Raw genomic sequence first — 11,489 nt, 5'->3', positions numbered from 1 at the left:
GAGCCGGACGCGGGCGCATGATGTCTTGCGCAAGCCTCGTTGCGCAGACCCTGCCGCCCCCGGCCTCGTGCCGCGGGGCGGTTTGCTTTCAGGGGCTGGCTTTCAGGGGCTGGCTTTAAGGGGCTGGCTTTAAGGGTCCAGCTTCAAGGGCCTGGCTTTAGGAGTCTTGCTTCAAGAGCCTTACTTCAGCTTGGCCTGCTGCGGAGTCACGAAATCCTCCAGCGACAGCCCCTTTTCCTTGAGGATCGCTTCCAGCAGCGGCTGCAGCTTGCCCAGGCTTTCCTGCACCGTCTCGCGCACGGTGTCCACCACCACCTGGGTGCCGCGCTCGATCTCGATGTTGACGGCGTCGCCGACCTGCTTGTCCTCGAACACCGTCATGCGGCGCGTCTCGGGAATCAGCCAGACCTCGAACCAGCCCTCGACGCGATTGACCTCGGACACGGTCAGGCTGGCGCCGTTGATGGCGATATAGCCCTTGGCGAACACGTACTTGCGGAAGTCCTCGGGAATGCTGAAGCGCATCAGCCGGTTCGTGTCCGACGACTTGACCATCACCACTTCGGACGTGAAGTCCACATGCCCCGACAGCGGATGCCCGCCAATCTCGGCGCCGTCCTTGGCCGCGCGTTCGACATTGGCGCGGTCGCCTTCCTGGTAGGCGCCCAGGGTGGTGATGGCCAGGCTTTGCAGCATGACGTCGAAGGTGGCCTGATCCGGGCCCGTCAGCTCGGTCACGGTCAGGCAGACCCCGTCGGTGGACACGCTGGCGCCCACCGCCAGATCAGTACAAAAGCCCGGCGGGAAATCGAGCGTGAAAGTGCGCAGGCCCTCGCGGTCGGCGATCTTGGCGATCTTCGCGGTGCCTTGGACTATGCCTGTGAACATACGAATCCTGATGCGGGGCGCGGCGCGCCCGTGAAACAAAACATCAACGTTAACCGATATTTTGCTTCGGGCCGGGTGATGTCCCTGGTGGCGGCTGGATGGTAGCGAATTGGCCCAGGTGAAGCAGGCCGTTGGAACGTTCACTGTCTTGGCTGCCTATGCGGCAGCGAACGACGCCCTGCGCTGGACAGCCGGCGCGCTCCATTTCTAAGCTACCTATGCGGCAGCGAACGATTTCAACATTTAGCCATCCTCCTGGCATGATTTCTAAGCTGCCTATGCGGCAGCGAACGCGAATCCCGGATCCTGGCGGACGCACGACATTTTCTAAGCTGCCTATACGGCAGCGAACGTGGCCACGCCGGCGGCGTTGGTGCTGGTGCTTTTCTAAGCTGCCTATACGGCAGCGAACCGGTCCGATCCTGGCGATCTCAGTACTGTCTTTTTCTAAGCTGCCTATACGGCAGCGAACCATCCCCGCCGAAGCCGTATTCGAGCCGGACTTTTCTAAGCTGCCTATACGGCAGCGAATATCAATCGCGGCTTGACCGTGTTCTCGGATCATTTCTAAGCTGCCTATACGGCAGCGAACATCGTGACGTACTCTTGCCCGAGAATCTTCTCTTTCTAAGCTGCCTATACGGCAGCGAACTTCAACGCGCTGCATGAGTGCAAGCCGGTCAATTTCTAAGCTGCCTATACGGCAGCGAACGCCACGGGCGACCAGGGCGCTGCTTCTGCCACTTTCTAAGCTGCCTATACGGCAGCGAACCTGCGCATCAAACTCCACAGTCGCTTGATTCTAAAGAAAAAACCACTCCCCGGGTTTCAAACACCCAAATTTTCACCCCGTCCGTAAGCCCTTGATTTTTATGGCGCCGTTAAATCCCATAAAAAAAAGGTTCGGCGCATGCAGTCCTTCCACATCAGGATCCACGCCCCTTCCCGGCAGTCTTCCGCAATACTGTGGAACATCCCTCGCCCCCGCCAAAAAACCGCCTGGGTCGGCCCGCAGCCATGCCCGCATCCCGTCGCAACAAATAACGCGCCCCTCTCCCGAAAATACAGGATGCGTACAGGCCGATGAAGAGTCGGCGTGCATGTCTCCCCAAAACAAAAAAACCGAGGCCGCGCTCCCGGCGCGGCCTCGGCCTTGCTACAAAAACCACGCCAACGCGTCAGTGCTTGATCGCGATCGTCTTCAAGGTGGTGAAGCCATACAGCGCCTCGAACCCCTTCTCGCGGCCATAACCCGACTGACGCGAACCGCCGAAAGGCAGTTCCACGCCGCCACCCGCGCCGTAGTTGTTGACGAAGACCTGGCCGGCGCGCAGCTGGCGCGCCAGGCGCAGCTGGCGGGCGCCGTCGCGCGTCCAGACGCCGGCGACCAGGCCGTACAGCGTGCCGTTGGCCAGCGCGACCGCTTCCTCTTCGGTGTCGAAGGCCATGGCGGCCAGCACCGGGCCGAACACTTCCTCCTGCGCCAGGCGGCTGTTCGGCGGCACGTCGCGGAACAGCACCGGCACCTGGTAGTAGCCGGACGCGGACGCGCCGTCCTTGAGCTTGCCGCGCGCCGCCACCTTCAGGCCCTCGGCCTCGGCTTCGGCGACGAAGCCGCGCACGCGGTCGTGCTGGCGGGCGCTGATCAGCGGGCCCACATCCAGGTCCTGCGCCGCCGGGCCGGTCACGGTGGCGGCGAAGGCTTCGGACAGGCGCTTGAGCACGGTTTCGTACACGCCACGCTGGATCAGCACGCGACTGCCGGCCGAGCAGGTCTGGCCGGCGTTCTGGATGATGGCGGCCAGCAGCACCGGCATGGCCGCGTCCAGGTCGGCGTCGTCGAACACGATCTGCGGCGACTTGCCGCCCAGTTCCAGCGTGACGGGCACATGGTTGTCGGCGGCGGCGTGCGCCACCATCTTGCCGGTCTGCGGCGAACCGGTGAACGAGATGTGGTCGATGCCGGAATGGGCCGACAGCGCGGCGCCGGCCTCGTGGCCGTAGCCCGTGACGATGTTCAGCGCACCGGCCGGCAGGCCGGCCTCGGCCGCGATCTCGGCCAGCTTGAGCAGGGACAGGCAGGCATCCTCGGCCGGCTTGACCACGCAGGCGTTGCCGGCGGCCAGCGCCGCGCCCACGCTGCGGCCGAAGATCTGCAGCGGATAGTTCCACGGCACGATGTGGCCGGTCACGCCATGCGCTTCGCGCACGGTCAGCACGGTGAAGCCCGGGTTGTAGGGAATGGTCTGGCCGTGCAGCTTGTCGACCGCGCCGGCGTAGAACTCGAAGTAGCGGGCCACGGCGGCGGCGTCGGCGCGCGCCTGCTTGATGGGCTTGCCGGTGTCGGCCGATTCCAGTTGCGCCAGCTCTTCCTGGCGGTCGAGCAGTGCGAAAGCGATGCGCATCAGCAGGCGGCTGCGGGCGGCCGGCGCCATCTGCCCCCACTCGCCCTCGAACGCCGTGCGCGCCGCGCCCACGGCGCGGTCCACGTCTTCCTGGCCCGAGCGCGCGATCGTCTCGAACTGCTGACCGTCGGACGGGTTCAGCACGGGAATGGTTTCACCGGTGGCGGCGGCCACCCATTGATTGGCGATGAAGTTCTTTTGGCTCACGATGTGCGCAGTAAAGTGGCGGCCGGATGGCCGGTTGCTGAAATGGCTGGCGGCTGCGCCGCCGAGTCTCCCGGGCATCTCCGGCGGGAGCCGGAAACGCGGCGCGCGCGTCGATCGCACAGCCCTTGTGATTTGATGGAAAATTACGGGAGCGCCCGACAACTTGTCAATTGCATTGACAGCTTTTGTCCCAAGCTTCAGGAATTTTCCAGCCCGACTCGGGTTATCCCTAGGATTGCGAGCGCCCCGCGCCCGCGCCGGTCTTGTCAAAGCGCATGACAAGCCGCAAGCCCAGACAGAAGGAGCGCAGCGATGAGCAACACGCGTGACCCGCAGCTCGATGCCCTGCTGCAGGCCGCCAGCCGGCCCAGGCCCGAACTGGATGCGCTGGCCGAGGTCGCGTCCGGCCTGGGCTATGTGCGGGCCGAGCGTTTTGCCGAACGCGTGTACGAGAGCCTGTTCTACGCCATCGCCACCGGCAAGATCGCGCCGGGCAGCAAGCTGCCCGCCGAGCTGGAACTGGCCGCGCTGTTCGAAGTGTCGCGCCCGGTCGTGCGCCAGGCGCTGGACCGGCTGCGCGAGGACCAGCTGGTCGACTCGCGGCGCGGCTCGGGCACCTATGTGCGCGCCAAGCCCGACCTGATGGGCGGCATGCCCGCGGTCGATCCGGCCCGGCGCGTCGGCCACATCCTCGAGGGGCTGGAGCTGCGCATGGTGATCGAACCCGAGTGCGCCTATTTCGCAGCCCTGCGCCGCAGCGAGCGCGACCTGCAGGAAATGGACCGCATGCTGGCCGGCTACGAGGAAGCGGACGCGTCCGGCAACATCGCCCACCACCACGACTTCGGCTTTCATCGCGCCATCGCCGCCGCCACCGGCAACCAGCGCTTCGTGCAGGTGCTCAAGTCGCTGGAGTACGACGTCAGCCACGCCGTCAACGTGATGCGGCAGCTGGTCCATATCGAACCCTGGAAGCGCACCCGCGCCGCCATCGACGAGCATCGCCAGATCTACCGCTTGATCCGCGAACAGGACGCCGAGGGCGCGCGCAACATCATGCGCTCGCATATCGAGAAGGCGCGCAGCCGGATGCTCAACAGCGGACCGGAACAGTAGACGTCGTCGCGACGCACAGTGTTACGAAAAAACTGTGCGGATTCACATGGCCTGAAACGTCTATAGGTATGGACCGGGAAATCCCCCGGCCTCGCCGGCGGTTCGCGCACGCCGCCGGCCAGCCCAACAGACGGAGTGGCGCCTTGCAATCCTCGGACAAACCCAGCACCGGCACGATGGACGCCAACGGCCGCAGGCCCTGGCTCGGCGCCTCGGCGCCGGACTCGCCGCCCGCCGTTGCCGCCCCGCCCAGCCTGCGCTGGCGCGGCCCGTGGCGGACCTGGCTGTTGCTGTCCTGGGCGATCTGCACGCTGGCCTCGCCCACCTTCGCCTTCGTCGTCGTCCTGCTCTGCATCGATGCCCGCAGCGACAACCCGTATTTCTGGTGGTCGCTGCCCCTCATCGTCGCCGCCGGCAATGCCGTCGCGATCCTGCGCACCCACTATCGTCATGGCCGCCGTGGCTATGCCGACCGCGCCGCGCTGGCGCGCCAGCACGCCGCCACCGCCCAGGCCACAGCCGGCGCCCTGTTCCTGGCGGCGGGCGCCGCCTCGGGCCTGCTGCCGGAACTGGCCGCCATGCTGCTCGGCACGCGGGACGCCGGACCGGCCGCCCTGGGCGGGATCGCGCTCGCCATGGGATTCGGCGTGGCCTCGCATGTGCACGCCGGAGCGCTGCATGCCTGGCTGGCCTTTCGCGAACCGGCCGCCGCCATGCCGGCGCCGGCCAGCGCCCCCTGACGGCGACTCGAAGCCGCCCAGGAACCGTCGTCCGGCGCGTCTTGTGCGCGGGTCGACGCCGCCATCAGGACGGCGTCGCGCATGCGCGCAACGCACCACCGCGCCGCCGCACGCGGGCGCTCAAGCCTGCGCCCGCGCGCCGCACTGCCCACAGAAACTCGCGCCGGGCGCAAGCGTCGCCCGGCATTGCGCGCACGCGGCCGGCGTCAACGATGCCCCGCATTGCCCGCAGAAGCGGCCGCCGGCGGCCTGCGCCGCGCCGCAAGCGCCGCAGGCAAGCGCGGCCTGGCGAGGTTGAGGATTCATGTTCGGATCGCCGTAGGATCCGTTCTGGCCGTGCCGGTTGCCGTGTGAACCGTAGCCTTGGCGGCTGCCATGGCCGCCTCCCAGCAGATGCTTCAGTATGCCCATGTCGGACTCCAAATCGCCTTGCGGCATTGACCTGGGCTTGATTGAAAAGCCTGAAGCTACTTTAGAGTCAACACAACCGGCACAATGGGCAGGCGTCGGGAGATCCCGCCCTTACTACTTCCTGCAGATGAGCAAGGCCAGGCAAATCATGCCGATCAGGGTTCCTCCGATGGCAAAGGCGGCGCGCTGCGCGCGCTCGGATTCGACCATCAGCCCAAGGGTGCAGGCCGGTTGCATTCCGCCGAGAGTCGCACCGCCCTTCGCGACGGGCCGGAGGGAGCAATCGACAGGCGCGGTATCATCTTGCGCATCCTCGCGCCCGGCCTGTGCATCAGGCCGACCGCTGAATCCGCAGTCCGGCGGCCCCTGCCAGGTAGATCGTCAGGAAAGCCGCAAGAACCATGACCAAAATGACCATGAAGTTAGCGACCTGGAACGTCAACTCCCTCAACGTGCGCCTGCCCCAGGTGCTGGACTGGCTGGCCGCCAATCCGGTCGACGCGCTGTGCCTGCAGGAACTGAAGCTGACCGACGACAAATTCCCGGAAGCCGCCTTCACCGAAGCCGGCTATCACGCCGTCTGGGCCGGCCAGAAGACCTACAACGGCGTCGCCATCCTGTCGCGCACGCCCGGCGCCGGCATGGTGCGCAACATCCCCGGCTTTGAAGACCCGCAGCAGCGCGTGCTGGCGCTGACCCTGCCCAGCCCGGACGGCGACGTCCGCGTGGTCTGCGCCTATTGCCCCAACGGCCAGAGCGTGGGTTCCGACAAGTACGAATACAAGCTGGCCTGGTTCGAGGGCATGCGCAAGTGGCTGGCCGACGAGATCGGCCAGTACCCGCGCCTGGCGGTGCTGGGCGACTACAACGTCGCCCCGGCCGACGAGGACGTGCACAACCCGGAAAAGTGGGAAGGCCAGGTGCTGGTGTCCGAGCCCGAGCGCAACGCCTTCCGCGCCCTGCTCGACCTGGGCCTGACCGATTCCTTCCGCCTGTTCCCGCAGCCCGAAAAGTCCTTCAGCTGGTGGGACTACCGCCAGTTCGGCTTCCGCCGCAACGCCGGCCTGCGCATCGACCATGTGCTGCTGTCGGCGCCGCTGGTCAAGCGCTGCGTGGCCTGCGACATCGACAAGGAACCGCGCCGCAACGAGCAGCCGTCCGACCACGCGCCGGTGATCGCCACGCTGTCCTTCGAATAGGAATTTCCAGCGCGCTTTGCACAGCGCGCAAATTTTCCTGTATAGTTGCGGTCTTGCTTGATTTGGGGCGGTAGCTCAGCTGGGAGAGCGTCGCGTTCGCAATGCGAAGGTCGGGAGTTCGATCCTCCTCCGCTCCACCAAACACCCTAAGCCTCTGAGAAATCAGGGGCTTTTCTTTTTTCAGTCGTTGGCACTGGTAGCAGAATTGGTAGCACCTACCTATGCTCAACCTGCCCATCTATGCCCGTGCGGGCATCTACTACCTGCACACCCGACTCCCCAACGGTCAGCAGTTCAAGCGATCCCTTCGCACCCGAGACAAAACGGTTGCTATGCTCTCGGCTTTGAACTATCTGGAAGCCGTGATGGACTGGGAAGAACTCAAGAAACGGGCAAGGGGATTCGAAGCCGTCCTGGATAGCAGCGGGTCTTGGCACTTCAAGACAGAACCAGGCAACCCACGAGATACCGACGAACTCGTAAGATTCGTGGGCTCCCTGCCGCTTCGTACAAAGCCAGTCCAAGCACCAGCACCGAGTGTTGCCCCAGAACAGCAAGAGAACCTGACGGGGACAAGCATTGCTGAAGTGGCAACCCGCTATCAAACCCGCCACGAAAAAATCAAATCGGGCAAGACACTCTACGAGTACGGCAACTACCACACCTTCTTCACCAACTGGGTAGCCAAGCGGAAGAAAGTCACCCCCTACCCCATCAGACTGATCACCAATGAGGATATCGGGGTTTACATTGATGACCTGCTGGCGGAAGGAAAATCGCCTCAGGCAATCCAGACAAAGTACCTTGGCGCACTGAATGCTCTCTTTGAGTTTGCCAAGACCATTGGGGCGTTCCCCAAAGAACAGATCATTCCGACCCGTGGGCACAAGATCTTCAACAAGGCAAAACACAAGCCCAATCGCAAGCCGTTCTCCCCCGAAGATTTACAAAGCATCTTTGCAGCGGAAAATCTGAAAAAAGCAAGGCACCCTGAGGAATTTTGGTTGCCTTTGCTTGGACTGTACACAGGCGGCAGGATCTCGGAATTGTCCCAGCTTCGCACCAACGATTTCTCAAAAATCGATGGTATCTGGTCTGTCAGCATCAACGAAGAAGAAGACAAAATTCTGAAAACTCCGGCTAGCGAGCGAGTGATCCCAGTGCACCCTGTGCTGTTGGACTTGGGGCTTATCGACTACTTGGAGGAAGTCCAGCACTTCAATGGGCGACTTTTCCCTGAGTTGTCTCCTGACCAGTTTGGGCACTACGGGAAACAACCCAGCAGGCGATTTGGGGTGTATCTGGATAAGCTTGGAATCACAGACAAGGCGAAGGTGTTTCATTCGTTTCGTTCGACGGCGAACAACTGCCTCAAGCAAGCCGGTGTGCCTGAAGAAAGCCGTTGTCAATTCGTCGGACATGAACACGACACAATCAATTCTAAGACTTACAGCGAACCCCACACGATCAGGTTTCTCTTGGAAAATGTCGCCAGTAAATTGGATTTCCCGATTGATTTTTCCCAACTTAAATACACGAAAGGAAAATTCTCGCCATTCATTGCACGAGAAATCTCCAAACAAGAAAAACAGAAAAACCATCAAGCAGCGAAAACAAAACGGACAGTAAACTCTGCATCACTATCCAAGAGAAGCTGACAACTTTCACCTCCCACCACCTCAACGGGGAGCTTCGGAAGTGTCCCTGCGGGGCATTGCTATCGCGACCAAATAAAAAATAAGCAAGGCAAACAGATCACCCCAATCAAAAAAATACGGAGTAGTAACGCTTATTTTGATCGGCCGATTGAGATAAAAATACCAGCCTTGTGCTGGTATTTTTTTTCAGTCGGAACGGGGCAAGGGGCCATGCCCCATCTTTGTTCTTTTGGGGAATCCAAAGGGGGGAACCCCGTGGCGAACGGAAACCCCGAAACGAAGTGTAGTGGGTTTGTATAGTGAGTGATACTGGGCCGTCGGCACAGTTTCCTTGTTTTTTCTTCGCACTCCGCTAGAATAAATATTAGGAGACAAAAATAAGAAGAAAATCCAAATGCCACACTATGCAATATTACGAGCCAAGAAAGTAAAAACCCGGGCACAGATCACGGCAGCAGCGGAGCACAATTTGAGATTGCGACAGCAATCGAACATCGATGAGAGTCGCAGCGAACAAAACGAAATTCTGTACAACTCGCTCGATGCAGACATGACAAAAGCGACCAGCATACAAGATAAATTGTCCGAATTTTATGCCTGCCTCGGCATAAAAGAGCGGAAGGACAATGTGCTCATGTTGGAATTTGTCGCCACCGCATCCCCTGATTTTTTCAAGGGAAAGACTATCGAACAGATAGGACGGTGGGCCGCAGATCAGGTTAAATTTATGAAAAATGAATTCGGTGAGCAGCTAAAATTTGCTGTCCTTCATATGGACGAGAGCAGCCCACACATCCACTTTTTAATTTCAACTGAGTTGAAATCACTTAAGCGCTACAAGAACCAAAAGGGCGAGTTTCATAAAGAGACCTGGTCATTGAATGCCAAGCGATACGATCCCGAGTTCTTAGTTGGACTGCAGGATAGATATGCAGAACATAACGGAAAGTGGAAACTCCGTCGGGGGGTCAAAGGCTCAATGCGAAAGCATGTTCCTATGAAGACCTTTTATCGCGCCATCGACCTTGCCATGCAGACAGACTATAAGACAAAGATTGACAAGCTCGTAGATAACATAGAAATGACCATAGGCGAGCGGCTTAGCATGAATGCCGTTCGAAAAAAAATCCGTGAGTTTCTTGCTCCCTACATCGCATCTTTTGCCAAACAGCAAAAAATTGCACGAGTGTTGGGAAAACTAGATTTTCATCGTCTGCAAGAGGAAATCATCTCCGACAGAGAAAAGCTGAGGGCAGAGCTTTCCGAGGTGGACAGCAGAAGGGATGTATATCAAGAGGCGATCAAAGGACGATTTCTTGACATAAGAGCTAATGAGGTGCTGATGGAACAGAACACACTTTTATGCCGAGAATTGGAGAGGATGAAGAACAAGTACGAACCTCATTTATCATCCTCTCCCAATTTTGCGGGGCAGAGCCTTCCAAACTCACGAATATAGACTAGTTAGTCAGAGCCTTGAAGAGCAAAAACAAAGCAAAAATCGAAAACAAGGAGGCGGGAATTGTCAAAACAACAATTCCTGCTGGAACAGATACCAATCCCGCAGCCTTACGACTGCGGAACCATGCCTGCAATGGAACGATTGCCAATGCCGTTCCTCCAATAACAAATGGCCAAATCATCTTCCGATAGATCTGGTAATCATAAAATGCCGAGTCAAACGACACATTGAAGAAGCTGCTCAGCCACCAGTAGATCGGTGCCATCAAGAAATTAAATTGGCTCAATGCTGCCCACAAAATAAAGGCAACGGAAATTCCGCATGAGAAAAATGCATAATAGCCCTTCTTATCAAGTTCGACATTGGAACTCTTGGCAATCTTCTTGTTGAGCCTTTGGCAAAAGAAGAACACCAAGTAGCCGTAGAGAGCGAAAAGCCCAATCGAAGACTCAATGCCAAACAATGAATAAGCAACTGAGTCGGGATACAAGAGGCGAGGCCAAGCCCACAAGAAACCAATGGGCAGAATTGCCAAAGTTGCGATAAACGGCATCCAATCCTTGCGGCGGTACTGGATCACCAGGGTCATCGGATAGGCTGCCACCAATGCCAACAGGGCAAAAATAACCACTGCTGGAATTGCTCCCCAACCAATCCCGCTCGAACCATTATCATTGCTGCGAGAATTTTCAATTGCATCCAAAATCAGCAGATCACGAAGCCAGCTTTCATCGCTCACGGAACACTCCAAATAGGGACGGGTCTAAGTTTTCCTAGAATAGTCTAAAATCGAATATTCTGAAACGGACTATAGCATGTTGTCATGCTCTATGGTCCAAGGTACGAGTCAGTGCGGCTGGAGCTCCAGCAGATGAGACAAGCTGCAGGGCTCACCCAAGTGGAACTTGCCAAGCTGCTTGGCAAGGGGCAGAGCTATGTGTCCAAGGTGGAACGAGGCGAGCAGTATGTCGACCTTGTTGAGTTCCTGGAGTGGTGCGAGGCTTGCAAGATGGACCCTGGAAAAGCGATTAATAAAATCTAATAAATCCGCTTTTTCTGCCGCCGTCCTTTTTAGATTACTTCGTAATCCTTCTTACCCTACGGGTATTAGTGCTTCGCATATAGTCTTATTCTCTTATAAGATAGGACATATATTCTGGTACTGAGGGATTTGTCTTCTGCTTTTCCTCACCGTGCTATCACACGGTTCCGGTAAAGGCTTACCCTAACCCGCCATAAAAGCGAGTTGGGACTTTACCGGGAGTCTCCGTGTGATAGTGACCTGCTCTGAGAAATTCGTGCCAACAGGTATTTGAGAGAATAGCTTCCAACGCAAGAGGGAAGCGAGATGAAGAAGGCGAGGTACAGCGAAGAGCAGATCGTGCGGATTCTGCGCGAGGCGG

General features: G+C 59.1%; 10 protein-coding genes, 1 tRNA gene and 1 CRISPR repeat array. Of the genes, 7 read left to right on the top strand and 4 right to left on the bottom strand.

The features are described from left to right. Window positions 1–180: 180 nt before the first annotated feature. The gene (locus AC6LJ9_RS29135) at window positions 181–888 is read right to left on the bottom strand and encodes a riboflavin synthase subunit alpha (protein ID WP_498150259.1); all 708 of its coding nucleotides are present in this window, start codon (window positions 886–888) and stop codon (window positions 181–183) included. 144 nt (window positions 889–1,032) lie between these two features. Then, a CRISPR array of direct repeats spans window positions 1,033–1,660; the repeat unit is 28 nt; unit sequence TTTCTAAGCTGCCTATACGGCAGCGAAC. 406 nt (window positions 1,661–2,066) lie between these two features. Continuing rightward, the gene (locus AC6LJ9_RS29130) at window positions 2,067–3,500 is read right to left on the bottom strand and encodes an aldehyde dehydrogenase family protein (protein ID WP_498150258.1); all 1,434 of its coding nucleotides are present in this window, start codon (window positions 3,498–3,500) and stop codon (window positions 2,067–2,069) included. Window positions 3,501–3,812: 312 nt separating this feature from the next. Between AC6LJ9_RS29130 and AC6LJ9_RS29125 the strand changes: the two genes are divergently transcribed. Then, entirely contained in the window at window positions 3,813–4,616 is an 804-nt protein-coding gene (locus tag AC6LJ9_RS29125) for a FadR/GntR family transcriptional regulator (protein ID WP_212318799.1), read from the top strand. Window positions 4,617–4,759: 143 nt separating this feature from the next. Continuing rightward, entirely contained in the window at window positions 4,760–5,356 is a 597-nt protein-coding gene (locus tag AC6LJ9_RS29120) for a hypothetical protein (protein WP_498150257.1), read from the top strand. Between the two features lie 120 nt (window positions 5,357–5,476). On the opposite strand, the gene AC6LJ9_RS29115 is transcribed toward AC6LJ9_RS29120, so the two are convergent. After that, window positions 5,477–5,662, bottom strand: coding sequence for a double zinc ribbon domain-containing protein (locus AC6LJ9_RS29115; protein ID WP_498150261.1), 186 nt, complete (start codon window positions 5,660–5,662; stop codon window positions 5,477–5,479). Between the two features lie 521 nt (window positions 5,663–6,183). Here AC6LJ9_RS29115 and xth point away from each other — a divergent pair. From xth to mobV, 4 genes are all read left to right on the top strand, one after another. Beyond that, window positions 6,184–6,966, top strand: coding sequence for an exodeoxyribonuclease III (xth, locus tag AC6LJ9_RS29110; protein WP_498150260.1), 783 nt, complete (start codon window positions 6,184–6,186; stop codon window positions 6,964–6,966). A 64-nt stretch (window positions 6,967–7,030) separates the two neighbouring features. Then, window positions 7,031–7,106 (top strand) — tRNA-Ala (locus AC6LJ9_RS29105). 81 nt (window positions 7,107–7,187) lie between these two features. Further along, window positions 7,188–8,624 carry a site-specific integrase gene (locus tag AC6LJ9_RS29100; RefSeq protein ID WP_498150256.1) on the top strand — a complete coding sequence of 479 codons (1,437 nt, stop codon included), beginning with the start codon at window positions 7,188–7,190 and terminating at the stop codon, window positions 8,622–8,624. A 394-nt stretch (window positions 8,625–9,018) separates the two neighbouring features. Continuing rightward, a complete protein-coding gene (gene mobV, locus AC6LJ9_RS29095; protein ID WP_498150255.1) occupies window positions 9,019–10,083 on the top strand; it encodes a MobV family relaxase in 1,065 nt (354 codons plus the stop codon). 1 nt (window position 10,084) lies between these two features. On the opposite strand, the gene AC6LJ9_RS29090 is transcribed toward mobV, so the two are convergent. Then, a complete protein-coding gene (locus AC6LJ9_RS29090; protein WP_498150254.1) occupies window positions 10,085–10,825 on the bottom strand; it encodes a hypothetical protein in 741 nt (246 codons plus the stop codon). Window positions 10,826–10,957: 132 nt separating this feature from the next. Here AC6LJ9_RS29090 and AC6LJ9_RS29085 point away from each other — a divergent pair, with 132 nt between their 5' ends. Beyond that, window positions 10,958–11,128 carry a helix-turn-helix domain-containing protein gene (locus AC6LJ9_RS29085; protein WP_498150253.1) on the top strand — a complete coding sequence of 57 codons (171 nt, stop codon included), beginning with the start codon at window positions 10,958–10,960 and terminating at the stop codon, window positions 11,126–11,128. Window positions 11,129–11,489 lie beyond the last annotated feature (361 nt).

It is taken from the genome of Achromobacter sp. 1011811831 (genome assembly GCF_059760905.1).
The sequence above is the reverse complement of the archived record's forward strand: the minus strand, read 5'-3'. Positions and strand labels throughout refer to the sequence as shown.

What these genes read in the sequence shown, in the direction of transcription:
- AC6LJ9_RS29085 (WP_498150253.1), top strand. Translation starts at nt 10,958, where the DNA reads ATGAGACAAGCTGCAGGGCTCACCCAAGTGGAACTTGCCAAGCTGCTT.
- AC6LJ9_RS29135 (WP_498150259.1), bottom strand. Translation starts at nt 888, where the DNA reads ATGTTCACAGGCATAGTCCAAGGCACCGCGAAGATCGCCAAGATCGCC.
- mobV (WP_498150255.1), top strand. Translation starts at nt 9,019, where the DNA reads ATGCCACACTATGCAATATTACGAGCCAAGAAAGTAAAAACCCGGGCA.
- AC6LJ9_RS29100 (WP_498150256.1), top strand. Translation starts at nt 7,188, where the DNA reads ATGCTCAACCTGCCCATCTATGCCCGTGCGGGCATCTACTACCTGCAC.
- xth (WP_498150260.1), top strand. Translation starts at nt 6,184, where the DNA reads ATGAAGTTAGCGACCTGGAACGTCAACTCCCTCAACGTGCGCCTGCCC.
- AC6LJ9_RS29115 (WP_498150261.1), bottom strand. Translation starts at nt 5,662, where the DNA reads ATGAATCCTCAACCTCGCCAGGCCGCGCTTGCCTGCGGCGCTTGCGGC.
- AC6LJ9_RS29125 (WP_212318799.1), top strand. Translation starts at nt 3,813, where the DNA reads ATGAGCAACACGCGTGACCCGCAGCTCGATGCCCTGCTGCAGGCCGCC.